The sequence below is a fragment of the Pseudomonas sp. genome (assembly GCF_030698175.1).
GTDB lineage: Bacteria > Pseudomonadota > Gammaproteobacteria > Pseudomonadales > Pseudomonadaceae > Aquipseudomonas.
Genome location: NZ_JAUYNT010000028.1, coordinates 101,939 through 126,571, shown reverse-complemented (window position 1 = coordinate 126,571; position 24,633 = coordinate 101,939). Strand labels below are relative to the sequence as shown.

Here is a 24,633-nt window from a genome sequence, read left to right as displayed (position 1 = left end):
GTGCACAGATTATCAGGCTCCGGAGTTTCCCCCATGACCGCTGCACCCGCCTTCAGTTTTGACCGCCAACGCTTGGCGCAACTGCGCGCGCGCGAAGACGCCAGTTTCAGCGCCCGCACCCAAGCCTCGCAGGCCCTGCGTGAAGAGGCCCGGGCCTATATGCCGCAAGGCGTGCCAATGGCCTGGATGGTCTCGCTCAATCGCTTTAGCCCGCCGTTTATTCAGCACGCCGAAGGCTGTGGCTTTACCGATGTGGACGGCAATCATTATCTCGACTTCAACGTCGCCGACCTGAGCATGACCATGGGTTATGGCCCTGGGCCGATTGTCGAAGCCGTCAGCCGCCAAGTGCGGGCAGGTGCGCAGTTCTTGCTGCCGACTGCCGATGCCATCGCGGTCGCCAAACTGCTGGCCGAGCGCGTCGGCCTGCCGTGCTGGCAGTTCACCCTGTCGGCCTCGGGCGCCAACACCGAGGTGATCCGTATCGCCCGGCACCTTACCGGGCGAGAGAAAATCATCGTGTTCGACGGCCACTACCACGGGCATATCGACGAAACCCTAGCCACCTTGGGCGAGCACGGGGTGACCCCAGAGCAACTGGGCCTGCCAAAAAACAGCGCGGCGCAGACGCTGATTCTGCCGTTCAACGATTTGCCCGCCCTCGAGCAGGCGCTGGCCCACAACGACGTGGCGCTGGTGCTGACCGAGCCGGCGCTGACCAACTGCACGCTGGTGCAACCACAGGCCGAGTTCCTCCAGGGCGTGCGCCGCTTAACCCAGCAATACGGCACATTGTTGTGCCTAGATGAAGCCCACACCTTCCAGTTTGCCTACGGCGGCCTGACTGCGGCGTGGCAGCTGGAGGCGGACTTTGTGGTGCTCGGCAAAGGTTTGGGGTCAGGCATCGCCTTTGCCCTGTATGGCATGAGCGACGCCATTGCCCGGCACCTGGAGCGCTTTACCGACAGCGACATTGGCCCGGTCGGTTTGGCGACTGGCGGCACCTTGTATGCCTCGGCGCTGGCCGTGACGGCGGCGCGGGCCAGCTTGGAACAGGTGCTGACGCAGGCCAACTTCCAACGCATCGAACAACTCGGCCAGCGCTTGGCCGACGGCCTGCAAGCCATCTTCAATGCCCAGCAACTGCCTTGGCAGGCCTTTCAACTCGGCCCGCGCAGCGGCTACTGCCTGAGCGCCGCACTGCCGGTCAATGGCGCCGAGGCGCAGCGGTCGATGGACGTCGAGTTTATCGATTGCCGGCGGCTGTACATGGCCAACCGTGGCATCTGGGACGGCATCCTGTCGGCCGGCCCGCAGGTCTCCTTCGCCCATAGCGAGGCGGATATCGACGCCTACCTCGGCGTGGCCCGCGGGTTTCTTACCGAGCTGTTTGGCCTGCCGGTGTAAGCCACCGACCGCTGGTCTGCGGGCGAGGGGAAAAGCGCACAACCTTGCCCTGGCTCAATGCAACGCCGCCCACGCGGGCCAGACTCAAGGTTCATTTTTTGAGTTCGCTAACGCAGGGAGAACACTCATGCAGCAGACTATGCAAGCCGCTGTCGTCCACGCTTACGGCCAGCCACTACGGCTTGAAGAAGTCACAGTGCCGCTGCCCGGCCCCGGGCAGATTCTGGTCAAGATCGAAGCCAGTGGCGTCTGCCACACCGATCTGCACGCCGCCGACGGCGACTGGCCGGTCAAACCGCCGCTGCCGTTTATTCCCGGTCACGAAGGGGTCGGTTATGTGGCCGCCGTCGGCAGCGGCGTAACTCGGGTGAAAGAGGGCGACCGGGTCGGCGTGCCCTGGCTGTACAGCGCCTGTGGCTGCTGCGAACACTGCCTGACCGGTTGGGAAACCCTCTGCGAGAGCCAGCAAAACACCGGTTATTCGGTCAACGGCGCCTACGCCGAATACGTACTGGCCGATCCCAATTACGTCGGCATCCTGCCAAAGAACATCGGCTTTGCCGAAATCGCGCCGATCCTCTGCGCCGGCGTCACCGTCTACAAAGGCTTGAAAGTCACCGGCGCGCGTCCCGGCCAGTGGGTGGCGATCAGCGGCATCGGCGGGCTCGGCCATGTGGCGGTGCAATACGCCCGCGCCATGGGCCTGCACGTGGCGGCCATCGACGTGGACGACAGCAAGCTGGAGCTGGCCCGCAGCCTCGGTGCCAGCCTGTGCATCAATGCGAAACAGCAAAATCCGGTCGAGGTGATTCAGCGCGAAATCGGCGGCGCCCACGGCGTATTGGTCACCGCCGTATCCACCAGCGCCTTCAGCCAAGCCATCGGCATGGCCCGGCGGCACGGCACAGTCGCGTTGGTCGGCCTGCCACCAGGCGACTTCCCGACACCGATCTTCGACGTGGTGCTGAAAGCCATCAGCATCAGCGGCTCCATCGTCGGCACCCGCGCCGACCTGCAGGAGGCGCTGGACTTCGCCGCCGAAGGCCTGGTCAAGGCGACCATTCACACGGGCAAGCTGGAAAACATCAACCAGATCCTCGACCAGCTGCGCGGCGGGCAGATCGAGGGGCGGGTGGTGCTGGAGATGTAGGCGGCGACTAACGTTGACTGTGTCCGCTCTTCGCCTCGCAGCAAGAAAAGGCTGTATTCGGCAATACAGCCCATCCGCCTCAACCGCACAAAGGAGAACTGAGCCGCGCAGAAAATACCCACCGCCCACTAGAATGCCACTCCCAACGAAACAAGGACGTTACCCATGGCCAAACCAGCCGCCCGCCTTAGTGACTTAAATGCCTGCCCGCTTCCCGGCCATGGCACCAACCCGACCATCAGCGGCTCGCCCGATGTGCTGATTAATAACCTGCCCACCCTGAGGGTCGGTGACAGTACTGCCTGTGGCGATACTGTCACCGAGGGCATCGGCAGCATCTTGGTCAACGGCAAGCCGATTGCCTTCCAAGGCAGCGCCACGGCCCACGGCGGTATCATCATTACCGGCTCGGGCGATGTGCTGGTCGGCACACAATCGGGCAGTGCGCCTTTTACGCCACCGCAGATACTGCCCAGCCATAGCGAACAGTACCAACTCATCGACGAAAATGGCGGCCAGCCAGTAGAGGCCGCGCTCTACTGTGTGGAGTGCGGCGATGGCCAGCGCTTTATTGGTTACACCAATGGCCACGGCAACACCGAACGGGTATTCACCGATCAGCCACAGTCGGTGGTCGTACGCTGGGGCCGAGATGCAGCCAACCACCTCAAGAAACAAGGCATCAGCTTCTAAGGAATGGACGCCATGACCGCCCCACATCAGGGAAAAACCAGTAATCAGCACGCCATCACCCAGATACCCATTGCGCGGCAGCAAGACTTCATCACCCTAGTCGGTGCCTCGCCTATGAGCCTCATGGAAAAACTGCGCGGGCAGCAAGGCAACAAACTGCGTTTTATCAATCAGGGCATCCGGCAAATACGCCTGTACCCGCCGGCAACCGCTAACGACTCCACCCAGCGAATTTTCCTGATTTTTACCGAGGACTACGAACGCAAACTGCTTGATGCGGTAAAGGATCTAGTCGAAAGCCGTTACGGCGCCAAGTACCGGGAGTTAGACTCCATCGCCCACCTGCTCGACTTTATCAATCTGCGTATCGCTAAAAAGCGCGAGATAAAACAGCTCGACGTCTTTGCCCATGGCTTGGTGGGTGCCATCGAGTTCGGTTATGAGTTGGAGAAGGCCGACAGTTACCGTTTACGCGATGCCCAAGCCCAGATGCTCAAGCCCGAGGTTTTTGATCTCGGCGCCAAGATCTACTCCTACGCCTGCCGCACTGGCCTGGGTATTCACGCCGACCTGCACATCAATGATGACGAAGATCCACACTACGAAAAAAGCCTGGCGCAGCTGATGGCCAACACTACCCAGGCCTCGGTATGGGCTTTTCCTCGGCGCAGTAATTACGACCAGACTTATGGCAATGCACATGACCGGGCCGGACTCGAAAGCGCCAGAGACAAGATCAAAACCGATGCGCAGGCGATGAAGAGTTACAGGCGCCGGCTCAACGAATACCAGCAGCGCCTAACCGCTCACCGGCAGGCGAGTAAGGACGTTAGCGCCCAGCTGCCCAACGAGTCAGCCCCATTGCCACCGCGTAAAACTGCCAGCGCGGAGGATGAACTCATAGTACGGCACGCCACTAGCCGTGATGAAAGCGCTCAACTGATCGGCTATCCGCTCGATGGGGAGGGTGCGGTTCGCCCCGTGCGCGCCGGTGACTCACCCACTGGCGTGCCAGCAACCTTGCTGGAATACAAACCGCTATGAGGCGCTTACGCCTGCATACATCTTTATGGATCCTTGCCCTGATTGCGGTCATGGCTACCGCAGGGGTTTATCTCAATGCCAAGGAAAGCGCGATGCCGAAGAAAATCATGATGTATTACGGCGGCGTTGAAATCGAAGAGATGTTCGATGCCAGCCAGTGGTTTGCCAGTGGTATGTACAAGCACCGCTACATTGCAGAAAACGGCGAGGCCAGCAATGTGACCATGCTGCGCAACAAGCCGATGAGCTTTACCCACGAGCAGTTAGACGATCTGCCCTACGTTACAGCGGGGGCGTTCGATTACAGCCATCTGGCAGGCACAGATATCCAGGCGTTTTTGCTCAACCCACCGGATCTGAGCAAGCGCATTCGTTACACCTACAGCGCCTTCGCCGAGCCAAATAAACCTAGGGACTACTACAACCTCTTCCTGCCACTGCACGGCCGGCGCTTTGTGATCAGCTTTTCGCGCGATGCCCAGAGTGGCGAGGACTTGTCCGGTGGCTCGGTCAAAGAAGTGATCGGCGACTATGCCGCTCAAGCCGAGTATCGCAAAGTCTTTACCGAAATCGACGAGGCCGAGCGCAAGGCGCGCTAGCTCCAATTGCACCTTGGCGGAGCCTAACAACAAGCTCCGTCAGTTGCTCACTTCGACAGCTGATAAAACCCTCGCTATGAACAAACACCGACTCATCCTGGTGGCTGCCTGCGCACTGCTGCTGCCGTTAATAACGCTGGTACTCCATGCGGCCGTCACGCGTATCAACCCCAACGATCAGCATGTGGTTGGCGATCCGCTCGATGAACTGAATGGCGTCGTCATTTACTACAACGGCGGCGTAAATACGACTCGAGGTCGCAACCTGTCCAGCGACGGTTACAACCTGGGCATGCGTTATCAATGCGTAGAGTTCGTCAAACGCTATTACTTCGAGCGCTACGATCACCGTATGCCCGACACCTTCGGCCATGCCAAAGACTTCTTCGACTCACTACTCGCCGACAGTGAATTGAATAGCAAACGGGCGATGCGACAATTTACCAACGGCAGCGCCGAACAACCGCAGCCGGATGACTTGCTGGTGTTCGGTCCATGGCTGTTTAACCGCTACGGTCACGTTGCAATTATTGCCCGTATTGATGCCGCTTCGATTGAAATAGCCCAGCAAAATCCAGGCCCCTATGGCAGCTCGAGGGAGCATTTGCCGCTTGTGCAGCGAGAGGGGCGCTGGTTTATCGAGCATCCGCGAGTGCTTGGCTGGCTTAGGCTGCAGCCAGCCGAAAGCCTGCCCAGCGAATAATGATGCCTGGGAAGGCATCCCAAGCTTGGTGAAGCGCCGTACCGCGAACCAACGCCTAACCTTCAACGCCAACCCCCGCCTCCAGCTTGCGCCACAGCAAGCGTACCGCCGCCTTGCGTTGCAGGGCGCTGCGGTACAGGCGGATCTCCAGCGGCACTTGCCAGTGTTCACCGCCGCAGACCAGCAGCTCACCGCGCGCCAGTTCGGCGGTCACGCTCAGGCGTGGCACCCAGGCCACGCCGAGGCCTTGTAGGGCCATGCTTTTCAGGCTGTCGGCCATCGCCGTTTCATACACAGTGGTCGAGCGCAACGCTCGCTGACGCAGCAAGATATTCACCGAACGACCGAGAAATGCCCCGGCACTGTAGGCCAGCAAGGGCACGCTCTGGCCGCCATCCAGATCGAACAACGGCAAGCCTTGGGCATCCACGGCGCAGACCGGCAGCATCGAGGTTTCGCCTAAATGCAGCGAGGGAAACAGCTCGGGCGCCAGTTGCAGCGCCGCGTCCGGGTCGTAGTAGGCGAGGATCAGATCGCAGGCGCCTTCGCGCAACGCATGCACCGCCTCGCCGACGTTGCTGGCCACCAGCCGGGTATTCAGCGGCAGGCCTTCGCGGCGCAAGCGCGCCATCCAGGCCGGGAAAAACCCCAGGGTCAGCGAGTGGGCGGCGGCGATTTGCAGCACCTCGCCCTGCTGGCCTTCGATATTGTGCAGATGGCGGACCACTTCGCCGAGCTGCTCGGTGAGGTTGCGCGCGGTGCTGAGGAACAACAACCCGGCCTCAGTCAGCTCGATGGGGGTGACCGTCCGGTTGACCAAGGTCAGCCCCAGCGCCGCCTCCAGGCTTTGAATCCGCCGACTAAACGCCGGCTGAGTGACGAAGCGTTTTTCCGCCGCCCGCGAGAAACTGCGGCAGGCAGCCAGCGCCACGAAATCATCCAGCCATTTGGTTTCCAGATTCATCGCTGCTCCTGATGATTTGCACAATACGTAGGGTGGGTTAGCGACGCCGTACACCGGCCTATATCCCACATGCGCTTGTGGTGCGGCGCGTAACCCACCAGGTGATCGACCGCGTCGCACCAGTGTCGGGGTCGTTTGATATCTCATACGATTCGACAAGAATACGAGTCACAGCCACATTATGCCGATTACGCATACCACAGCAACTAACGGCATTGGCCGCGACTGAGGCTAAAGCCCTAATCTATTGGCATCGCGGCATATGCCGTACAGCCAAAGAGCCATACAGATCATGTCATCCCTTGCATCATCGCGCATCGAAAAAGACCTGCTCGGCAGCCTTGAGGTTCCTTCCGAGGCCTATTACGGCATCCAGACCCTGCGCGCCGTGCAGAATTTTCGACTGTCGGGCGTGCCGCTGGCGCATTACCCCAAATTGGTGATCGCCCTGGCCATGGTCAAGCAGGCCGCCGCCGATGCCAACCGCGAGCTGGGCCATCTGTCTGCCGCCAAGCACACGGCGATCAGCACCGCCTGCGCACGCATCATTCAGGGCGAGTTCCATGAGCAGTTTGTGGTCGACATGATCCAGGGCGGCGCCGGCACCTCGACCAATATGAACGCCAACGAAGTGATCGCCAATATTGCCCTGGAAGCCATGGGCTTCGAGAAAGGCGAGTACCAGCACCTGCACCCGAACAACGATGTGAACATGGCGCAGTCGACCAACGACGCCTACCCGACCGCGATCCGCGTCGGCCTGCTGCTCGGGCACGAGACGCTGCTGACCGCCCTGGATAAATTGATCCAGTCCTTCACCACTAAGAGCCTGGAGTTCAGCCATGTGCTGAAGATGGGCCGCACCCAGCTGCAAGACGCCGTACCTATGACCCTCGGTCAGGAGTTTCGCGCCTTTGCCACGACGCTGGGCGAAGACCTGCAGCACCTCAAACGTCTGGCGCCCTTGCTACTGACCGAAGTGAATCTGGGCGGCACCGCGATTGGCACCGGCATCAACGCCGACCCCGGCTACCAGCACCTGGCCGTGGCGCGCTTGGCAATCATCAGTGGTCACCCCGTAGTGGCCGCCGCCGACCTGATCGAAGCCACTTCGGACATGGGCGCCTTCGTGCTGTTCTCCGGCATGCTCAAGCGCACCGCGGTCAAGCTGTCGAAGATCTGTAACGACCTGCGCCTGCTCTCCAGCGGCCCGCGCACCGGCATCAACGAGATCAACCTGCCGGCGCGTCAGCCGGGCAGCTCGATCATGCCCGGCAAGGTCAACCCGGTGATCCCGGAAGCGGTCAACCAAGTAGCCTTCGAAGTGATCGGCAACGACCTGGCCCTGACCCTCGCCGCCGAAGCCGGTCAGCTGCAACTCAACGTGATGGAGCCGCTGATCGCCTACAAGATTCTCGACTCGATCCGCCTGCTGCAACGGGCCATGGACATGCTGCGCGAGCACTGCATCGACGGCATCACCGCCAACGAAGAACATTGCCGCCGCCTGGTCGAGCAGTCGATTGGCCTGGTCACTGCCCTGAACCCTTACATCGGCTACGAGAATGCCACGCGCATCGCCAAACTGGCTCTGGACAGTGGCCGTGGCGTGCTGGAACTGGTGCGCGAAGAGCAGCTGCTCGACGAAGCCCTGCTGGCCGACATCCTGCGTCCGGAAAACATGATCGCCCCGCGCTTGGTGCCGCTGAAGGCTTAAGTTAAACCCGCTCTGCGCACTACCGCCGCAATTGCCCAACCCGGACCGCCGTCCAGATACCGGCTCTAGCACAGAACACGCTCACCAGGCTGAGGGGGTCACTCCCCCTCGCCCTTTAGGAGATGAGGCCCACCCTCATCTCCTTTTTTATACCTGCTGGAGCAGCAACCCGGCTGCTCGCCAGCAAGAACATCCAGTGTTTCGAGGAACGGTCAGTATGCGTAAATTGCTCAGAGCCACCCTGCTGTTCGGCCTTGTTCTGGGTGCGGCCACGGCCCACGCCGAGCTGCCCGAGAACTACCAGGTGATCCTGCAGACCGAAAATTTCCCGCCGTTCAATATGGCGCAGGGCGACAAGAACTTCGCCCACGACGAGAACATCCAGGGCATCAGTGCCACCACCGTGCGCGAGATGTTCAAACGCGCCGGCATTGCCTACAACCTGACCCTGCGCTTCCCCTGGGACCGCATTTACCGCCAGACCCTGGAGGAGCCCAATCACGGGCTGTTCTCCACCACCCTGACCGCCGAACGCAAGCCGTTGTTCAAGTGGGTCGGCCCGATTGCCCAGTATGAGAGCGTGCTGCTCGCCGCACCGGGCAAGGGCATCCAGCTCAGCAGCCTGGAGCAGGCCAAGACTTATAAAATCGGCGCCTACAAGAACGCCGCGGTCAGCCAGCTATTGGAAAGCCGAGGGCTGGCCCCGGCCAACGCCCTGCGCGACCAGGAAAACATCCGCAAACTGCTCAACGGCACGATCGACCTGTGGGCCACCTCGAACCCGGTCTGGCGTTATTACGCCAAGCAGGAAGGCGTGACCGGGCTGGAAACCGTGCTGAGTTTCGACTCTGCCCAACTCTATCTGGCGCTGCACAAGGACACCCCCGACGAGGTGGTCGAGCGCCTGCAAAGAGCCCTGGATCAGATGAAAAGCGAGGGTTACGGCAGCTGCAGCAAGAACCCCGAGCTCTGCTAAGAACCTGTTCATGATCTGCTGCGCGTCGGCCATGCCGCGTTGAAGTCGGGCTCAAAGGCCTCGCTGACAGCCGCCGGTCAATCCACCCAAGCCTGGCGCAACGCGCGTAATGCCTCGGCAATCTGCGCCTCGGGCACTGCGGCGAAACCCAGCACCAGCCCGGCGCGCTGATCCGCGGAGCCCGCCGTAGCGTCCAGCCAATAGCCACTCAAGGCATTGATCTCCACCCCCACAGATGCGGCAGCGGCGATCAGCTGCGTCTCGCGCTGCAGGCTCGCGACCCGCACGCACAGGTGCAGGCCGGCATCCACCGCCGGCAGCGGTGCACAGCCGGGAATGTTTTGCGGCCAATCGCGTAACAAGGCATCGCGGCGACTGCGGGCGGCGCTGCGCATGCGGCGGATATGCCGTTGGAAATGCCCGCCGGCGATAAATTCGGCCATCACCACCTGGGTGCCGATCTCCGAATTGCGCATGTCCAGCGCGCGGCGTTGGGCAAACAACGGCGCCAGCTTGGCCGGCAACACCAGATAACCCAGGCGCAGGGCCGGGAAGGCAATTTTGCAGAAGGTGCCGACATAGATCACCCGGCCCTGACGATCCAGCGCGGCGAGCGGCGCCAAGGGCGTGCCGCTGTAGCGATATTCGCCATCGTAATCGTCCTCGACTATCCAGCCGTCGCTACGCTCGGCCCACTCCAGCAACTCCAGTCGCCGCGCCAAGGAGAGGGTCACGCCGGTCGGGTACTGGTGCGACGGGGTCAGGTAGACCAGGCGGCAATCGGGCAGTTGCGCCAAGGCAGCAGTGACCAGCCCGTCGCCATCCACCGGCACCCCGCACAGTTCGGCGCCTGCCACTGCAAAGGCATGGCCGGCGGCGCGGTAGCCGGGGTTCTCGACCGCCACCCGGTCGCCAGGGTCCACCAGCAATTGCGCGCACAGGCTGATGGCCTGCTGGGCGCCACAGGTGATGACGATCTGCGCCGGATCGCAGTGCAGGCCGCGACTGTTGCGCAAATAGGCCGCCACCAGCTCACGCAACTGCGCATCCCCTGCCGGATCGCCATAGCCCAGGCACGCCGGCGATGGCTTGCGCCAGAAGCGCGCCTGCAGCCGCGCCCAGGTCTCAAACGGAAACAGATCAAAGGCCGGCACCCCGACCCGAAACGCCCGTGGTGCCCCCTCCGCCGGCACCCGCAGTTGCTGCGCCCGCACCCGTTGCAAGGCCGCACTGGTTGCCGGGCTGCTGACCAGCGGCGCCGGCGGTCGCGCCCTGGCCGCCAGCTCGGCGACATAGGTGCCATCGCCGACCCGCGTGAGCACATATCCCTCGGCATACAGCTGATCAAACGCCCGGCCGACGGTGTTGCGCGAGACCCCCAGCAACTCGGCCAATTCGCGGCTGGCGGGCAAGCGCGTATCGCCCTGCAAGCGCCCGTCGAGAATCCGCTCGCGCAGCGCCTGGTACAACTGCCGCGCCAGCCCCTGCTGGCGATCGAGCTGAATACCGGAACAATCGAAAGACAAGGGTGGCGGCGTGGACATGGCATGCACTCGGATAAATTGGCCCTATTAAACTGACCAATAATGGATCTTATAACAGACCAATATTTTGCCTAGCATGCTCACATCCGCCACCGAGTACCAGCCATGTATATTCCCGCCGCCTTTCAACAACACGACCTTGCCCAGTTGCATGGACTGATCCACCAACAACCGCTGGCGACCTTGATCAGCCATGGCGGCGAGGGTTTGCAGGCCAATCATTTACCTTTGTGGCTAGCGGCGGATGAGGGCGCATATGGCACCCTGTACGGCCATTGCGCCCGCGCCAATCCGCAGTGGCGCGAGCTGGCTGCCGGGGCTGAAGTGTTGGCGATCTTTACCGGCGCCGAGGGCTATATCAGCCCAAGCTGGTACCCAACTAAGGCCGAGCACGGCAAGGCGGTGCCGACCTGGGATTACCAGAGCGTGCACGCCTACGGCCAGGCCGAGGTATTCGACGATGCCGAGCGCCTGCTGCAGTTGCTCGGCCGACTGACTGCACAACACGAAAGCCCGCAACCGCAGCCATGGGCGATTGCCGATGCGCCGCACGCATACATCGACAAAATGCTGCAGGCCATTGTTGGCTTCAGCTTGCCGATTCAACGGTTAGAGGGGCAGTGGAAACTCAGCCAAAATCGCAACACTGCCGACCGCGCCGGGGTGCAGCAAGCCCTCAGCGCCAGCCCGGATGCCGGGGCACAAGAACTGGCGCAACAGATAAAGACCATGCGCTGACATTTTCTAGAAAGAGCTTTAGGACCCACAAGGATGTGGGAAATGCGGCGAGCCGTATGGAACGGTTGCTGCCCGCGATTGGGTCAAACAGCATCGCGGCTAAAGCCCCTCCAAGTCCACCGTCACCCCACCGAGAAAAGCCCATGCCCAACCTGCAAATACGTCCCATCAGCGCCGCCGACCACGCTGCCTGGCTGCCACTCTGGCAGGGCTATCAACGCTTCTATCGGGCCGACATTGAGCCGGCCACCAGCGCCCTGACCTGGCAGCGCTTCCTCGACCCGCCCGAGCCGATGTTTGCCGCTCTGGCCTGGCAAGACGAGGTGGCGGTGGGTTTGGTGCACGGGATTTTCCACCGTTCCTGCTGGACCAGCGGCGACTACTGCTACCTGCAGGATTTATTCGTTAGCGATGGTCTGCGCGGCGCCGGTGTGGGCCGCCAGCTGATCGAATACGTCTACGCCCATGCGCAAGCCGCCGGCTGCTCGCGGGTGCACTGGCTGACTCAGGAAGACAATGCCCAGGCGCGGCTATTGTATGAACGCATCGCCGAGCGCTCGGGTTTTATCCAATACCGGCACTTATTTGGCTAACCGGAGTAGGTCTATGAGCAACAGCACGCTACACAACTGGCAACCGGCGCAATCGCCCTCGGCAGCAACCCTGGTCGGCCACTATGTGCGCCTGGAGCAGCTCGACCCAACCCGCCATGGCGATGATCTCTGGCCGGCCTTGCAAGGCCCCGAAGCCGACCCGCAAATGTGGCAGTACCTGGGCTATGGCCCATTCGCCGAACGCGCGGAATTTGATCGCTGGCTGGCCAGCCATGCGGCGCACAACGATCCGCTGTTCTACACGGTGCTTGATCGCGCCAGCGGCAAGGCGCTGGGCCTGCTCAGTTACCTGAGCCTGGCGCCGCAGCACGGCAGCATCGAGATCGGCCACGTCTGTTTTGGCCACGCCCTGCAGCGCAGCGTGCAGGCCACCGAGACGATTTACCTGCTGGCCCGCTACGCCTTTGAGCTCGGCAACCGCCGCCTGGAATGGAAGTGCGACAACCTCAACCTGCGCTCCAGGCGCGCCGCCGAACGTTTCGGTTTCAGTCACGAAGGTGTTTTTCGCCAACACTTGGTGCGCAAAGGTCGCAACCGCGACACCGCCTGGTTCTCGCTGCTCGACCACGAATGGCCGGCCAGGCAGCGCACCTTTGAACTGTGGCTAGCAGCGGAAAACTTTGATGCCCAGGGCCAGCAACGACAGAGCCTGACGGCGCTGCACGCGGGCTAAAATCAGCGAGTGGTTTTCCTTATCCGCACAACGCGCAGGTATAACGACAACAGGGTTTTAGTTAAACCGAGTTGTTTCTAGCATCTGCGGCGTTATCGCAGCGGGTGCTTATACGCAGGCAAGCTAGCAATAAAGGTTCCTCGACTTAGACCGCGTCAGGATAAAGCCGTCGATCATCGCGGTTTTCATAACCTGCGCGGCTATCGCCCCAACTTGTTATGCCGCCGACCATCAGCGGCGCCGCAGCGCCCCAATCTGACAGCCCCGCCAGCACCGATTAAACTCAAAATGGGTGCCGGGTCATCCGCCCGGCCAGGGAGTGCCGCTGGTTGGAGGTGTCGCATGTTCCTGTCCTTGCAATGTCTGCCGCGCGTAATGGCCGTGGCGTTAAGCGCCATGCTCTGTCTGCTGCCAGTGAGCGCACAGGCCGCGCACTCCTGGGGTAACTACCACTGGGCGCGCACAGCAAATCCCTTCAGCCTCAAGCTCGGCGACAATCTTTCCAGCGCCTGGAAGCCCTATTTGGCCACCACTTCGAGCGACTGGAGCACGCCCCTCGTCACCGTGCCGGCCACCACCGATGTCCTTAATACCCTGATAGTCGCCGGCAGCACTAGGCCCAAGGTATGTCGGCCGAGCAGCGGCCGGGTCGAGGCCTGCAATGCCAACTATGGCTGGAACGGCTGGCTGGGGATCGCGCAAATCTGGGCGAGTGGCAGTCACATCACCCAGGGCGTGGTCAAAATGAACGACAACTACTTCAACACCACCAGCTATAACACCCCGGCCTGGCGCAATCTGGTGCTGTGCCAGGAAGTCGGCCACGCCCTCGGCCTCGATCATCAGGACGAAGACTTCAACAATGCCAACCTGGGTACATGCATGGATTATTCCAATGATCCCGTGCCCAACCAGCACCCTAACCAGCATGACTATGAGCAGCTGGCGCTGATCTACAGCCATCTCGATGCCTTCACCAGCCTGGCTGCCAGCCCGGCCGGCGCGCAGGCGGCGCCGGGTCTGCAAGGGGTTGACCTCAACTCGCAGCGCGAATGGGGCCAGTTGCTGCGCTCACGCCACGGCGGGCGCACCGAGGTCTATGCCCGCGACCTGGGCCGCGGGCATAAGCTGTTCACCTTCGTGATCTGGGCTTGGTAAGGGCTAGCCGGAACAGGCTAGGGCGTACTCGTGGGTGCACTCGCGTAGGGCGTACTCGCCGCAGGCAGCACGCCACTGCATCACTGCATTGACAGGGACAGGTTGCGGCGGATTGCCGTGACCGAACCGCCGGACGGGCGCTGCCGGGGGGGGTTACTGCTTGGCGGACTGTTCGCTGCGCTCCTGAGTCCGCCCTACGCTCTGGTCTACCCTGCGCGTATGGGCCGTAACACCGCCGAACAAAAGCCGGCGGCGCTTTCTTACCCCTTAGGCTTCGATCTCGATCAGCACTTCGCCCGGTGTGACCCGATCACCTTTGCCGATGTGGATGGTTTTCACCGTGCCGGCGATCGGTGCCTGCACCTCGGTTTCCATCTTCATCGCTTCGGTGATCAGCAGCGCCTGGCCGACTTTGACCACATCGCCTTCCTTGACCAACACGTCGACTATATTGCCCGGCATGCTGGTGCTGACATCCCCCGGCCCGCTGGCTTGTTTGCGCTTGTTGCTGGCGCCGCTGACGAACTGGTTAAGGGGCTCGAACACCACCTCTTCCGGCATGCCATCCAGGGACAGGTAGAAGTGCCGCTTGCCGTCGGTCTTAACCCCCACACCGGTGATGTCGACCCTATAGGTTTCGCCGTGTACGTCGATGATAAATTCGGTCGGCACACCCTCGCCCGGCACCGGACACAGGCCGCCAAACTCAGGGGTCGGCAGCAGCGCTTCCGGCTTGAGGGTGCCGGCGGCACGCTCCTCGAGAAACTTGCGGCCGATGTCGGGGAACATCGCATAGGTCAGCACGTCTTCTTCGGATTTCGCCAACGCGCCGATCTCGGCCCGCAGCTTGGCCATTTCTGGCTTGATCAAGTCGGCTGGGCGCACCTCAATCACTTCCTCGTTGCCAATCGCCTGCTTGCGCAGGGTCTCACTGACCACCCCCGGCGCCTTGCCGTAACGACCTTGCAGGTACAACTTCACTTCGTTGGTGATGGTCTTGTAGCGCTCGCCGGCCAGCACGTTGAACACCGCCTGACTGCCGACAATCTGCGAGGTCGGGGTCACCAGCGGCGGGAAGCCGAGGTCTTCACGCACCTTGGGGATCTCGGCAAACACTTCGTTGATCCGGCTCAAGGCGCCTTGCTCTTTGAGCTGATTGGCCAGGTTGGACATCATCCCGCCCGGCACCTGATTGACCTGCACGCGGGTATCCACCGCGGTGAACTCGCTTTCGAACTGATGGTACTTTTTGCGCACGGCATAAAAATACAGGCCGATCTCTTGCAGCAGCTCCAGGTTCAGGCCGCTGTCGTAAGGAGTGCCGCGCAGGGCGGCGACCATCGACTCGGTGCCGGCGTGGCTGGTGCCCCAGGCGAAGCTGGAAATCGCGGTATCGATATGGCTGGCGCCGTTTTCGATGGCCTTGAGTTGGCACATCGCGGCCAAGCCTGCGGTGTCATGGCTATGAATAAAAATCGGCAGCGACTGTTCGGCCTTCAAGGCCTTGACCAGCTCGCCGGTCACATAGGGGGTGAGCAAACCGGCCATGTCCTTGATCGCCACCGAGTCGCAACCCAGAGCTTCCATCTGCTTGGCTTGCTCGACGAAAGCCTTGATCGTGTGCACCGGGCTGGTGGTGTAGCAGAGGGTACCCTGGGCGTGCTTGCCGGCGGCTTTCACCGCCTCGATGGAGACGCGCAGGTTACGCACATCGTTCATGGCGTCGAAGATACGGAATACGTCGATGCCATTCGCCGCCGCCTTGGCCACGAAGGCGCGCACCACGTCATCGCTGTAGTGCCGATAACCGAGCAGATTCTGCCCGCGCAGGAGCATTTGCAGACGGGTGTTGGGCAGCGCAGCTTTGAGCTGGCGCAGACGCTCCCAGGGATCTTCCTTCAAGAAGCGCACGCAGGCATCGAAGGTGGCGCCGCCCCAGACTTCCAGCGACCAGTAGCCGACTTGATCGAGCTTGGGGCAGATCGGCAGCATGTCTTCGGTGCGCATGCGGGTGGCGATCAGCGACTGATGGGCGTCGCGCAGGATGGTGTCAGTAACAAAGACCTTCTTAGACATATTCAGCTCCTCACAAGCCGGCGTGGGCGGCGATAGCCGTGGCAATCGCCAGGGCCAGGTGCGATGGGTTGCGCTTGATCGAGTACTCGGTCAGCTCCGGGTGCGACTCAACGAAGCTGGTATTGAACTGGCCACTGCGAAACTCCGGGTTACGCAGAATTTCCTGGTAATAGGCGGCGGTGGTTTTCACCCCTTGCACGCGCATGTCGTCCAGCGCCCGCAGGCCGCGGTCCAGCGCCTCTTCCCAGGTCAGCGCCCAGACCACCAGTTTTAAGCACATGGAGTCGTAATAGGGCGGGATGGTGTAGCCGGTGTAGATCGCCGTGTCGGTGCGCACGCCGGGACCGCCGGGGGCGTAGTAGCGGGTGATCTTGCCGAAGGAGGGCAGAAAATTGTTCTTCGGGTCTTCGGCGTTAATCCGAAACTGCAGGGCAAACCCCCGGTACTGGATGTCTTCCTGCTGCATCGACAAGGGCAGGCCGGAGGCGATGCGGATCTGCTCGCGGACGATGTCGATGCCGGTGATTTCTTCGCTGATGGTGTGCTCCACCTGCACCCGGGTGTTCATCTCCATAAAGTACAGCTCACCACCTTCGGCGAGCAAAAACTCCACGGTGCCGGCGTTCTCGTAACCCACAGCCTTGGCCGCGCGCACCGCTAGGTCACCGATATAGGCGCGTTGCTCGGGAGTCAGCTGCGGGCTGGGGGCGATCTCGATCAGCTTCTGATTGCGCCGCTGGATCGAGCAGTCGCGCTCAAACAGATGCACCACGTTGCCGAAGCTGTCACCGAGGATCTGCGCCTCGATGTGTTTGGGATTGACGATGCATTTTTCCAGAAACACCTCGGCGCGGCCAAAGGCCTTGGTCGCCTCGGAGATTACCCGTGGGTAGGCCTGCTCCAGCTCTTCGCGGCTGTTGCAGCGGCGAATGCCACGGCCGCCGCCACCGTTGGTGGCCTTGAGCATCACCGGGTAACCGATGCGATCACCTTCGCGCAGCGCCTCGGCCATGTCCGCCACATTGCCCTCGGTGCCCGGCGTGACCGGCACGCCGGCCTTGATCATGCTGCGCCGCGCTTCGGTTTTGTCGCCCATGCGGCGAATCACCTCGGCGCAGGGGCCGATAAACTTGATCCCGCGTTCGACGCAGATATCCGCCAGCTCGGCGTTCTCAGACAAGAAGCCGTAACCGGGGTGCAGGGCATCGCAGCCGGTTTCCACCGCCAGATTGACCAACTTGCGCGGGTTCAAATAGCCGGCCAACGGCTCGGCACCGAGGCAGTGGGCCTCGTCGGCGCGCTTCACATGCAGGGCATGGCGGTCGGCGTCGGAATACACCGCCACCGAACGGATGCCCATCTCGGCGCAGGCACGCACAATGCGCACTGCAATTTCGCCACGGTTGGCGATCAGGATTTTTTTAATCACACGAGTGTTCCTCGGCAATGAACCGGCCAACCCTCGCAGCGGTCGGCATCTGAGCGGGCGCACAGGCCGTGAGAAAACTACTGCGCTCGGTTATGCCGCGTTAAAAACAGGCTCGGACTGCTCATTTACAACTCGTAAACTCCGCGTCCTCGCCTGTTTTTGCCTTGCCTAACCTTCGCTCGCTACGTTTTCACACGGCCTGAGGCCCAATCGCTTAACCACCCTAGTCGCCAGAGCGGATTAACCCAAATTAATAATTGTTGGGCTAGCCATCAGCTAAAACTTATAGTTGCTTCACGGAACCGCCTGCACGAACCTGCTCCAGCCATCAACCGAGGCCACTACTTATGCGCAAGTCATTGATGCGTATGACCTTACGCCAGATCCAGGTATTTCGCGCGGTCTGCGACCAGCGCTCCTACAGCCGCGCCGCCGAAGAGATGGCCCTGACCCAACCGGCTGTTAGTTTGCAAATCCGCCAGCTGGAAGGGCTGATTGGTCAGCCATTATTTGAGTACGTCGGCAAAAAGCTCTACCTGACCGAGGCCGCCGAAGCCTTGCGGCGTGCCAGTGGCGATATTTTCCAGCGCCTGGAAAACCTCGACATGCAGCTCACCGATTTACAGGGCTCGCTGCGCGGTCAGTTACACCTGGCGGTGGAGTCCAGCGCCAAGTATTTCGTGCCGCATTTGTTTGCCGCCTTTAAACAGCAGCAGCCGGATGTCAGCCTGCAACTGACGGTAGTCAACCGCGCCCAGGTGATCAAACGCCTCGGTGAAAACCGTGATGATTTGGTGATTATGTCGCTGGTGCCACAAGACATGGCGCTGGAGTTTTTACCTTTTTTAAACTATCCGATCATCGCCGTGGCGCCGCCCGACCACCCGCTGTGTAGCGCTGGCCCGCTGACCCTCAAAGACCTCGAAGCCTATCCACTGCTGGTGCGTGAACCCGGCTCGGGCACCCGCAAAGCCTGCGAAGAATTCTTCCAGCAAAAGCGCGCGCACTTCGCCCAGACCTTGGAAGTGTCGTCCCTGGAGGGCGTACGCGAATGCGTGGTGGCGGGGTTGGGCCTGGCCTTGTTGCCACGCCATAGCGTCTGCCAGGAGCTGGCCAGCGGTCGCCTGTGCGAACTGCCGATTGAGGAATTACCGCTGTACCGCAGTTGGTGCGTGGTGCACGCCCGCGGCAAACGCCTGTCACCGGTGGCGCAGGCGTTCCAGGCCTTTATCCGCAGCGAGCGCACCCAGATCAGCGCCCTCGCCGTAGGCTTTAACGGCAGCCTAGCCGTGCCGGTGTAAGACCAAACCGACCATCGCATTAGCCACCGCCAATTCGGGGTAGTCATGGATTTCGTAATTCAAGCGGCGCCGCTCGGAGAAATCCTCAATCGCCCGTCGATATTCCATGCGCTTGCGATCTTCCAGATCACGGCGTTTACGGGCGGGGCTGTGCGATGCGTCATCAACGATACGAGTCATGTCCTAACTCCCAAGACGAGATGCGGGGAGCAGTAGGATCGGCGAGCAAGATGACGGTTTAGCGGCAGGCGGGTGAAGATTGGGTGAAAGCGGGATGCGCGGAATGCAGGAGCGCAGGGCAACCCGTATTGTTATTGCATAGAAGTAACCTATTAGTTACTATTCGATCATGACGATAACCGTTGAAGAGTATCTGCGCGCCGATCACAGCAGCCCTTTCGAGCGCTGGTTTGCCGCGCTGGACGCCCAAGCCGCCGCCAAAGTCGCCACTGCCATTGTGCGCATGGAAATGGGCAATACCTCCAACATCAAGTGGTTCGATGGCCTTGGCGAGTACCGCATCGACTGGGGGCCAGGTTATCGAATCTACTTGGTACAAGAGGGCACGCGGCTAATCATCCTGTTCGGTGGCGGCACCAAAGCCAGTCAGAAAGCCGATATCAAACAGGCAACCGCGCTACTGGCCGAGTACAAAAGCCGCAAGAGCGCGGCAAAGCACACGAGGTAACTCAGATGGCACTCACTCGCAGCTTCAAAAACACCCTGGCCGAGCGCGCCCAGCGTGATCCAGCCTTTGCCCAAGCCTTGCTGGACGAAGCCGCCACCCTGTTCTTGAATGGCGAGCCAGAAACCGCGCGGGTGATTCTGCGCGACCTGGTTAACGCCACCATTGGCTTCGAGGGGCTGGCCAAGGAAACCGCCAAACCCAGCAAAAGCCTGCACCGCATGCTGTCGGTCAGCGGCAACCCGAGCATGGACAACCTGGCCGCCATCTTCGCGGTTATCCGCACCAGCCTAGGCGTTGATATTCAGGTACACGCCGTGCGCGCGGCTTAACGGCGATAGGCTATGGCTGCACGGGCGCAGGCAAACGCTCGCCCTACACTGTTTATGAGCGCAGCGTTGCCATTAACCGTTTGGGGTTTTGCAACAGCGCCAAGGCATCGAAAACACGGGTGCAAACCACATCGGCGCTGGCGACCGTGACTGCCGCCGCACCCTCGCGCTGGATCAGGGCGATGCCCAGGGCCGCAGCCGCGAGCATCTTGCTGTCGTTACGACCGTTGCCAATGGCCACCACCCCATCAGCACCCAGATCACTGACAAATTGCCGCTTCCAGTCGGTCTGCGCCTGCAGCGGGGCAATCGAAAGTTCGACCGGCACGCCCGCTAACTGAGCCTTGGCGTGGCCAAAGGTATCGGCGGTAATGACATGGATCTGCAGCTGGGTCGCGAGACTGCTCAGCGCATCGGCCACTCCCGGCAACAGCACGCCATCCAGCGCCAGGGTGCCGTTGTAGTCGAGTACTAGGTGGTTAAGTTCAAACAGGCGTAAGCCCGGAATATCGATTGCGATCATGCTGTACTTCTTAATTTTGGCGATGTGATTAGCGAGGCTGCGCCGACTGTTGCACGGCGCCGGGCTGAAGCACGGCTACTCGCTTGGAATAGAGCGCGCGCGGCAAAATTTATCGCCGCGATGTGACATTTAGTCGAGTGGGGCAATCCGCGCCGCCATGCTGGACGACTGCAGCGGCCCCACCGGGAGGATAAATCGGCGGTTTTATGCGCGCCGACTCCACCGCCGAATGGTTGCAATTCGCGCTTGCCGTGGCCCTGCGCTTGCGCTTGGATTAAGGCTCTAGCTTTGGAGATGCCAGCATGTTCTCGCGCCTATTCTTAGCCTCCATCTTGTTGCTGCTGACCGCCTGCCAGTCCGCCCAACTCAGTCGTGACTACGACGCCACTCGCGACTTCGGCGCTTATCGCAGCTGGAGCTGGCGAGAGCCGGCGCTGCAGTATCGGCCGGACGACCCGCAAGTCAAAAGCGACCTCACCGAACAACGCGTCCGTGCCGCGGTGAGCGAGCAGCTTGAGCAACGCGGTCTGCGCCCGGCGCTGGCCGGCACCAAGCCAGACCTTAAGGCCCAGGCCTGGCTGATCGTCGAGAATCGTCAGGATCAGGTCAGCACCAGCTACGGCGGCGCCTGGGGTGGTTACTGGAACGGCTATTGGGCTGGCCCGGCCTACACCGAGACGCGCCGAATCGACTACCAAGTCGCCACCCTGCAGCTCGACCTGTTCGATGGCAAGGACGGCAAGCTGGTCTGGCGCGGCAGTGCCGAGCAGATCATGCGCGGCGAGCCGGCCACCCCCGCCGAGCGCGACTCAATAATTCGCGAAACAGTCGGCAAGCTGCTCAGCCAATACCCGCCACACTGAGGCCGGACGCTGCCGACGGCAGGGCTAGCTTGGTAACCGTTGAATGTCGATGGGGCCTTGTATAGGCCCGGGGTGGCCGCGCTTAATCATCCAGCGCTTTTACCGACTTCGGCGACAGCCGCAAGCTGCGCAGGCTGCGTTTAACGCTTTTCAGGTGATTGACCAGGTCCGGGCCGCGGGCCATGGCCACGCCCATGGCCAGCACGTCGATCACCACCAGGTGGGCGATCCGTGAAGTCAGCGGGGTGTAGATGTCGGTGTCTTCCACCACATCGATGGCCAGGTTGATGGTCGCCAGCTCGGCCAAGGGGGTTTGGCTCGGGCACAGGGTGATCAGCGTGGCGCCGGTTTCGCGGACCAGATTGGCGGTGATCAGCAGGTCTTTGGAGCGGCCCGACTGGGAGATGCAAATCGCCACATCGGTCGGTTTCAAAGTCACCGCCGACATCGCCTGCATATGCGGGTCGGAGTAGGCGGCGGCGGTCAGCAGCAGGCGGAAGAATTTGTGCTGGGCATCGGCGGCCACCGCACCGGAGGCGCCAAAACCATAGAACTCCACGCGCTGGGCCTGGGCGATGGCGTTGATGGCTCGTTGCAGCGCCAGCGGGTCGAGGCGCTCGCGCACCTCCATCAGGGTGTGCAGGGTAGTATCGAAAATCTTCAGGCTAAAATCGGCCACCGAATCGGTCTCGGTGATCGCAAACTGGCCGAAGCTGGCGCCCGCGGCGAGGCTCTGGGCCAGCTTGAGTTTCAAGTCCTGGAACCCGGTGCAACCAATGGCGCGGCAGAAGCGCACTATGGTCGGCTCGCTGATGCCGACGTCATGGGCCAGATCAGCCATGGAGCTGTGCATCACCGCCGTCGGGTCGAGCAACACGTGATCGGCGACCTTGATTTCCGATTTGCGCAGCAGGTGACGGGATTGATCGATGTGTTGCAACAGATTCACAGGGCTAGACTCAATGATGATCGGCGATGCCGAGGTTACAGACTTGTGTAGTGTGCTTGTAGTTATACTACATCTACCTCTTTTACGCACAGACAAAGCCCGCCGGAGCCTCCCGTGAACATCCCCTGCGACATGCTGGTTTTTGGCGGCACTGGCGATTTAGCCCTACATAAATTGCTGCCAGCGCTCTATCACCTGCATCGCGAAGGCCGCTTGCCGGCCGATATGCGCATCCATGTAGCGGCCATCAACGACCTGCAGCGCAGCGCCTACCTGACCTTGGCCGAGCGCCATTGCCGCGCCCAGGTGGCGCGCAGCGAGTTCGCCGTCGATACCTGGGCAAGCTTTGCCGAGCGCCTCGACTACATCAGCATGGACCTCAGCCAGAGCGCCGATTTCGGCCGCCTGGCCAAGTTTCTCGGCCACAGCCGCCAGCGCGGCTGCATCTACTATCTGGCCACCGCGCCTGGCCTGTTCGAGCCGATTGCCGAGCATTTGCATAACGCCGGCTTAGCCGGTGCCAACACCCGCATCGTGCTGGAAAAACCCATCGGCCACTCCCTGGAGTCGGCGCGGGAGATTAACCAGTCGATTGGCCGGGTGTTCGCCGAATCCCAGGTGTTTCGCATCGACCACTACCTGGGCAAGGAGACGGTGCAAAACCTGATGGCGCTGCGCTTTGCCAACGCCCTGTTTGAACCGGTATGGCGCACCGGGCACATCGACCATGTGCAGATCACCGTCAGCGAAACCCTCGGCGTGGAAAACCGCGGCGGCTACTACGACCACACCGGCGCCATGCGCGACATGCTGCAAAACCACCTGCTGCAACTGCTCTGTTTGGTGGCCATGGAAGCCCCGGTGCGTTTCGACGCCGAGGCGGTGCGCAACGAAAAAGTCAAAATCCTCCAGGCACTCAAACCCATCAGCGGCCTCGATGTGCAGGACAAAACCGTGCGCGGCCAATACGCCGCCGGCAAGATCGGCGGCCAGGACGTGCCAGCCTACTACTTCGAGAAAAATGTCGATAACGACAGCGACACCGAAACCTTCGTCGCCGTGCACGCCGAGATCGACAACTGGCGCTGGGCCGGGGTGCCCTTTTACCTGCGCACCGGCAAGCGCATGGCGAAGAAATACTCGGAGATCGTCATCCAGTTCAAACCGGTGCCCCATCGTTTATTTGAAGGCAGCCAGGCCAATCGCCTGCTGATTAGCCTGCAACCCGAAGAGCGCATCAGCCTGCAACTAATGGGCAAAAGCCCCGGTCGCGGCATGCGTTTAACGCCGATGGAACTGGACCTGAACCTGGCCCAAGTGTTCCCGCAGAACCGCCGCTGGGACGCTTACGAGCGCCTGCTGCTGGACGTGATTGAGGGCGATTCGACGCTGTTTATGCGCCGCGACGAAGTGGACGCCGCCTGGAGCTGGGTCGACCCGATCATCAAAGGCTGGCACCAGTCCTACCAAAGCCCAAGGCCTTACCCGGCCGGCAGCAACGGTCCGGAGCAGGCACATAACCTGCTGGAGCGCAGTGGACGGGAATGGCATGACTGATACCCATGAGCGAGATCACCGATGAGCCCTAGCCTGCCCCTCAGGCACCTGCTACTGGCCCTGGCCGTGGTGGCAGTTTGGGGCACCAACTTCGTGGTGATAAAACTGGCCCTCGGCCACCTGCCGCCGCTGCTGTTTGCCACCTTGCGTTTCACCCTGGCCGCCCTGCCGGCGGTGTTCCTGTTGCCACGGCCGCCAGTTGCCTGGGGCAATCTGGCGGCCTACGGGCTGCTGATCGGCGTCGGTCAGTTCGGTGTCATGTTCGTCGCCATGAACGGCCACATATCGCCCGGACTGGCCTCGCTGGTCATCCAGCTACAAGTGTTTTTTACCATCGGTCTGGCCATGTATTTTTCCGGCGAACGCCTGCAACGAGCTCAGTGGCTGGCACTGTTGCTGGCCAGCGGCGGCATCGCCATCATCATCCTGCATACCGATGGCAGTACCACCCTGCTAGGCCTGGCGCTGATGTTACTGGCGGCCCTGTGCTGGGCCGGGGGCAATCTGGTGGCGCGGCAGGCGGGACGGGTCAATATGGTCGCCTACGTGGTCTGGTCCAGCCTGTTCGCCGCGCCCCCGCTGCTCATGCTGTCACTGCTAACCGAAGGCTGGCCAGCGATCAGCACCGGTCTACAGGCGGCCGATGCTTATACCTGGCTGGCTGTGGTCTGGCAGGCGCTGGGCAACTCACTGTTCGGTTATGCCGCCTGGGCCTGGCTGCTCGCCCGCCACCCAGCGGCCACCATCACTCCCATGGCCCTGCTGGTGCCTCTGTTTGGCATGGGTGGCGCTGCACTGTGGCTGAACGAAGGAATGCCGGCCTGGAAGCTCGGCGCCGCCGCCCTGGTGATCAGCGGCCTGGCCCTGAATCTGCTCTGGCCGCAACTGCGCAGCCGATTTCGCTCCCGCCCAGCGGGCTGACACAAAGGCAGCGCGGC

25 protein-coding genes are annotated in these 24,633 nt (G+C 61.6%); 18 read left to right on the top strand and 7 right to left on the bottom strand.

Translation table 11 applies throughout. From position 1 onward, the window contains the following. Positions 1 to 33: 33 nt before the first annotated feature. The 6 genes from Q8R10_RS14945 (at position 34) to Q8R10_RS14920 (ending at position 5,596) form a co-directional block, all read left to right on the top strand. The gene (locus Q8R10_RS14945; RefSeq protein WP_305654636.1) at positions 34 to 1,407 is read left to right on the top strand and encodes an aminotransferase class III-fold pyridoxal phosphate-dependent enzyme; all 1,374 of its coding nucleotides are present in this window, start codon (positions 34 to 36) and stop codon (positions 1,405 to 1,407) included. Positions 1,408 to 1,534: 127 nt separating this feature from the next. After that, positions 1,535 to 2,557, top strand: coding sequence for an alcohol dehydrogenase AdhP (gene adhP / locus Q8R10_RS14940; RefSeq protein ID WP_305654635.1), 1,023 nt, complete (start codon positions 1,535 to 1,537; stop codon positions 2,555 to 2,557). Positions 2,558 to 2,722: 165 nt separating this feature from the next. Continuing rightward, positions 2,723 to 3,250, top strand: coding sequence for a PAAR domain-containing protein (locus Q8R10_RS14935; protein WP_371133352.1), 528 nt, complete (start codon positions 2,723 to 2,725; stop codon positions 3,248 to 3,250). A gap of 12 nt (positions 3,251 to 3,262) precedes the next feature. After that, the gene (locus tag Q8R10_RS14930) at positions 3,263 to 4,294 is read left to right on the top strand and encodes a hypothetical protein (RefSeq protein ID WP_305654634.1); all 1,032 of its coding nucleotides are present in this window, start codon (positions 3,263 to 3,265) and stop codon (positions 4,292 to 4,294) included. Positions 4,295 to 4,386: 92 nt separating this feature from the next. Next, entirely contained in the window at positions 4,387 to 4,893 is a 507-nt protein-coding gene (locus tag Q8R10_RS14925; protein WP_305654633.1) for a hypothetical protein, read from the top strand. Between the two features lie 76 nt (positions 4,894 to 4,969). Then, positions 4,970 to 5,596 (top strand): CHAP domain-containing protein, encoded by a 627-nt coding sequence (locus Q8R10_RS14920; protein WP_305654632.1) that lies wholly within the window; start codon positions 4,970 to 4,972, stop codon positions 5,594 to 5,596. A gap of 55 nt (positions 5,597 to 5,651) precedes the next feature. Here Q8R10_RS14920 and Q8R10_RS14915 read toward each other — a convergent pair whose 3' ends face one another. After that, complete coding sequence (locus Q8R10_RS14915) at positions 5,652 to 6,560, bottom strand: LysR substrate-binding domain-containing protein (protein WP_305654631.1); 909 nt, start codon at positions 6,558 to 6,560, stop codon at positions 5,652 to 5,654. Positions 6,561 to 6,852: 292 nt separating this feature from the next. Here Q8R10_RS14915 and aspA point away from each other — a divergent pair, with 292 nt between their 5' ends. Both aspA and Q8R10_RS14905 read left to right on the top strand, forming a co-directional pair. After that, positions 6,853 to 8,277 (top strand): aspartate ammonia-lyase, encoded by a 1,425-nt coding sequence (gene aspA / locus Q8R10_RS14910; protein ID WP_305654630.1) that lies wholly within the window; start codon positions 6,853 to 6,855, stop codon positions 8,275 to 8,277. A 217-nt stretch (positions 8,278 to 8,494) separates the two neighbouring features. Further along, positions 8,495 to 9,253 carry an ABC transporter substrate-binding protein gene (locus Q8R10_RS14905; RefSeq protein WP_305654629.1) on the top strand — a complete coding sequence of 253 codons (759 nt, stop codon included), beginning with the start codon at positions 8,495 to 8,497 and terminating at the stop codon, positions 9,251 to 9,253. A 77-nt stretch (positions 9,254 to 9,330) separates the two neighbouring features. Here the strand turns inward: Q8R10_RS14905 and Q8R10_RS14900 are convergent, their stop codons facing one another. Beyond that, positions 9,331 to 10,797 carry a PLP-dependent aminotransferase family protein gene (locus tag Q8R10_RS14900; protein ID WP_305654628.1) on the bottom strand — a complete coding sequence of 489 codons (1,467 nt, stop codon included), beginning with the start codon at positions 10,795 to 10,797 and terminating at the stop codon, positions 9,331 to 9,333. Positions 10,798 to 10,902: 105 nt separating this feature from the next. Between Q8R10_RS14900 and Q8R10_RS14895 the strand changes: the two genes are divergently transcribed. The 4 genes from Q8R10_RS14895 (at position 10,903) to Q8R10_RS14880 (ending at position 13,980) form a co-directional block, all read left to right on the top strand. Next, positions 10,903 to 11,535, top strand: a complete 633-nt coding sequence (locus Q8R10_RS14895; protein ID WP_305654627.1) for an FMN-binding negative transcriptional regulator — start codon at positions 10,903 to 10,905, stop codon at positions 11,533 to 11,535. A 143-nt stretch (positions 11,536 to 11,678) separates the two neighbouring features. After that, positions 11,679 to 12,128 (top strand): GNAT family N-acetyltransferase, encoded by a 450-nt coding sequence (locus Q8R10_RS14890; protein WP_305654626.1) that lies wholly within the window; start codon positions 11,679 to 11,681, stop codon positions 12,126 to 12,128. 13 nt (positions 12,129 to 12,141) lie between these two features. Then, the gene (locus Q8R10_RS14885) at positions 12,142 to 12,822 is read left to right on the top strand and encodes a GNAT family N-acetyltransferase (RefSeq protein ID WP_305654625.1); all 681 of its coding nucleotides are present in this window, start codon (positions 12,142 to 12,144) and stop codon (positions 12,820 to 12,822) included. Between the two features lie 342 nt (positions 12,823 to 13,164). Then, a complete protein-coding gene (locus Q8R10_RS14880) occupies positions 13,165 to 13,980 on the top strand; it encodes a hypothetical protein (protein WP_305654624.1) in 816 nt (271 codons plus the stop codon). Positions 13,981 to 14,247: 267 nt separating this feature from the next. On the opposite strand, the gene oadA is transcribed toward Q8R10_RS14880, so the two are convergent. Continuing rightward, positions 14,248 to 16,056, bottom strand: a complete 1,809-nt coding sequence (oadA, locus tag Q8R10_RS14875) for a sodium-extruding oxaloacetate decarboxylase subunit alpha (protein WP_305654623.1) — start codon at positions 16,054 to 16,056, stop codon at positions 14,248 to 14,250. Between the two features lie 10 nt (positions 16,057 to 16,066). After that, positions 16,067 to 17,485 (bottom strand): acetyl-CoA carboxylase biotin carboxylase subunit, encoded by a 1,419-nt coding sequence (locus Q8R10_RS14870; RefSeq protein ID WP_305654622.1) that lies wholly within the window; start codon positions 17,483 to 17,485, stop codon positions 16,067 to 16,069. 362 nt (positions 17,486 to 17,847) lie between these two features. Here Q8R10_RS14870 and Q8R10_RS14865 point away from each other — a divergent pair, with 362 nt between their 5' ends. Beyond that, complete coding sequence (locus Q8R10_RS14865; RefSeq protein ID WP_305654738.1) at positions 17,848 to 18,786, top strand: LysR family transcriptional regulator; 939 nt, start codon at positions 17,848 to 17,850, stop codon at positions 18,784 to 18,786. Here the strand turns inward: Q8R10_RS14865 and Q8R10_RS14860 are convergent. Continuing rightward, on the bottom strand, positions 18,769 to 18,966 hold the full coding sequence (locus Q8R10_RS14860) for a PA3496 family putative envelope integrity protein (RefSeq protein ID WP_305654621.1): 198 nt from the start codon (positions 18,964 to 18,966) through the stop codon (positions 18,769 to 18,771). The two genes, Q8R10_RS14865 and Q8R10_RS14860, sit on opposite strands and share 18 nt — an antisense overlap. Before the next feature lie 169 nt (positions 18,967 to 19,135). Between Q8R10_RS14860 and Q8R10_RS14855 the strand changes: the two genes are divergently transcribed. Together Q8R10_RS14855 and Q8R10_RS14850 are read left to right on the top strand one after the other, a co-directional pair. After that, on the top strand, positions 19,136 to 19,474 hold the full coding sequence (locus Q8R10_RS14855; protein WP_305654620.1) for a type II toxin-antitoxin system RelE/ParE family toxin: 339 nt from the start codon (positions 19,136 to 19,138) through the stop codon (positions 19,472 to 19,474). A 5-nt stretch (positions 19,475 to 19,479) separates the two neighbouring features. Next, positions 19,480 to 19,803, top strand: coding sequence for a DNA-binding protein (locus tag Q8R10_RS14850; protein WP_305654619.1), 324 nt, complete (start codon positions 19,480 to 19,482; stop codon positions 19,801 to 19,803). 52 nt (positions 19,804 to 19,855) lie between these two features. Here the strand turns inward: Q8R10_RS14850 and Q8R10_RS14845 are convergent, their stop codons facing one another. Next, positions 19,856 to 20,326: an HAD family hydrolase gene (locus Q8R10_RS14845; protein WP_305654618.1), complete on the bottom strand. Its 471-nt coding sequence runs from the start codon at positions 20,324 to 20,326 to the stop codon at positions 19,856 to 19,858. A 302-nt stretch (positions 20,327 to 20,628) separates the two neighbouring features. Here Q8R10_RS14845 and Q8R10_RS14840 point away from each other — a divergent pair, with 302 nt between their 5' ends. Beyond that, a complete protein-coding gene (locus tag Q8R10_RS14840) occupies positions 20,629 to 21,189 on the top strand; it encodes a DUF4136 domain-containing protein (RefSeq protein ID WP_305654617.1) in 561 nt (186 codons plus the stop codon). An 82-nt stretch (positions 21,190 to 21,271) separates the two neighbouring features. Here the strand turns inward: Q8R10_RS14840 and hexR are convergent, their stop codons facing one another. Then, positions 21,272 to 22,138, bottom strand: coding sequence for a transcriptional regulator HexR (gene hexR / locus Q8R10_RS14835; protein WP_305654616.1), 867 nt, complete (start codon positions 22,136 to 22,138; stop codon positions 21,272 to 21,274). A 132-nt stretch (positions 22,139 to 22,270) separates the two neighbouring features. Between hexR and zwf the strand changes: the two genes are divergently transcribed. Continuing rightward, a complete protein-coding gene (gene zwf, locus Q8R10_RS14830) occupies positions 22,271 to 23,695 on the top strand; it encodes a glucose-6-phosphate dehydrogenase (RefSeq protein WP_305654737.1) in 1,425 nt (474 codons plus the stop codon). Between the two features lie 21 nt (positions 23,696 to 23,716). Continuing rightward, positions 23,717 to 24,616, top strand: a complete 900-nt coding sequence (locus Q8R10_RS14825; RefSeq protein WP_305654615.1) for an EamA family transporter — start codon at positions 23,717 to 23,719, stop codon at positions 24,614 to 24,616. The last annotated feature ends 17 nt before the right edge of the window (positions 24,617 to 24,633 follow it).

What these genes read in the sequence shown, in the direction of transcription:
- Q8R10_RS14925 (WP_305654633.1), top strand. Translation starts at nt 4,387, where the DNA reads ATGCCGAAGAAAATCATGATGTATTACGGCGGCGTTGAAATCGAAGAG.
- Q8R10_RS14890 (WP_305654626.1), top strand. Translation starts at nt 11,679, where the DNA reads ATGCCCAACCTGCAAATACGTCCCATCAGCGCCGCCGACCACGCTGCC.
- Q8R10_RS14850 (WP_305654619.1), top strand. Translation starts at nt 19,480, where the DNA reads ATGGCACTCACTCGCAGCTTCAAAAACACCCTGGCCGAGCGCGCCCAG.
- Q8R10_RS14935 (WP_371133352.1), top strand. Translation starts at nt 2,723, where the DNA reads ATGGCCAAACCAGCCGCCCGCCTTAGTGACTTAAATGCCTGCCCGCTT.
- Q8R10_RS14905 (WP_305654629.1), top strand. Translation starts at nt 8,495, where the DNA reads ATGCGTAAATTGCTCAGAGCCACCCTGCTGTTCGGCCTTGTTCTGGGT.
- Q8R10_RS14865 (WP_305654738.1), top strand. Translation starts at nt 17,848, where the DNA reads ATGCGTATGACCTTACGCCAGATCCAGGTATTTCGCGCGGTCTGCGAC.
- zwf (WP_305654737.1), top strand. Translation starts at nt 22,271, where the DNA reads ATGCTGGTTTTTGGCGGCACTGGCGATTTAGCCCTACATAAATTGCTG.
- Q8R10_RS14915 (WP_305654631.1), bottom strand. Translation starts at nt 6,560, where the DNA reads ATGAATCTGGAAACCAAATGGCTGGATGATTTCGTGGCGCTGGCTGCC.
- Q8R10_RS14885 (WP_305654625.1), top strand. Translation starts at nt 12,142, where the DNA reads ATGAGCAACAGCACGCTACACAACTGGCAACCGGCGCAATCGCCCTCG.
- Q8R10_RS14845 (WP_305654618.1), bottom strand. Translation starts at nt 20,326, where the DNA reads ATGATCGCAATCGATATTCCGGGCTTACGCCTGTTTGAACTTAACCAC.
- Q8R10_RS14920 (WP_305654632.1), top strand. Translation starts at nt 4,970, where the DNA reads ATGAACAAACACCGACTCATCCTGGTGGCTGCCTGCGCACTGCTGCTG.
- Q8R10_RS14840 (WP_305654617.1), top strand. Translation starts at nt 20,629, where the DNA reads ATGTTCTCGCGCCTATTCTTAGCCTCCATCTTGTTGCTGCTGACCGCC.
- Q8R10_RS14895 (WP_305654627.1), top strand. Translation starts at nt 10,903, where the DNA reads ATGTATATTCCCGCCGCCTTTCAACAACACGACCTTGCCCAGTTGCAT.
- Q8R10_RS14900 (WP_305654628.1), bottom strand. Translation starts at nt 10,797, where the DNA reads ATGTCCACGCCGCCACCCTTGTCTTTCGATTGTTCCGGTATTCAGCTC.
- Q8R10_RS14945 (WP_305654636.1), top strand. Translation starts at nt 34, where the DNA reads ATGACCGCTGCACCCGCCTTCAGTTTTGACCGCCAACGCTTGGCGCAA.
- Q8R10_RS14825 (WP_305654615.1), top strand. Translation starts at nt 23,717, where the DNA reads ATGAGCCCTAGCCTGCCCCTCAGGCACCTGCTACTGGCCCTGGCCGTG.
- aspA (WP_305654630.1), top strand. Translation starts at nt 6,853, where the DNA reads ATGTCATCCCTTGCATCATCGCGCATCGAAAAAGACCTGCTCGGCAGC.
- adhP (WP_305654635.1), top strand. Translation starts at nt 1,535, where the DNA reads ATGCAGCAGACTATGCAAGCCGCTGTCGTCCACGCTTACGGCCAGCCA.
- oadA (WP_305654623.1), bottom strand. Translation starts at nt 16,056, where the DNA reads ATGTCTAAGAAGGTCTTTGTTACTGACACCATCCTGCGCGACGCCCAT.
- Q8R10_RS14880 (WP_305654624.1), top strand. Translation starts at nt 13,165, where the DNA reads ATGTTCCTGTCCTTGCAATGTCTGCCGCGCGTAATGGCCGTGGCGTTA.
- Q8R10_RS14860 (WP_305654621.1), bottom strand. Translation starts at nt 18,966, where the DNA reads ATGACTCGTATCGTTGATGACGCATCGCACAGCCCCGCCCGTAAACGC.
- Q8R10_RS14855 (WP_305654620.1), top strand. Translation starts at nt 19,136, where the DNA reads ATGACGATAACCGTTGAAGAGTATCTGCGCGCCGATCACAGCAGCCCT.
- Q8R10_RS14930 (WP_305654634.1), top strand. Translation starts at nt 3,263, where the DNA reads ATGACCGCCCCACATCAGGGAAAAACCAGTAATCAGCACGCCATCACC.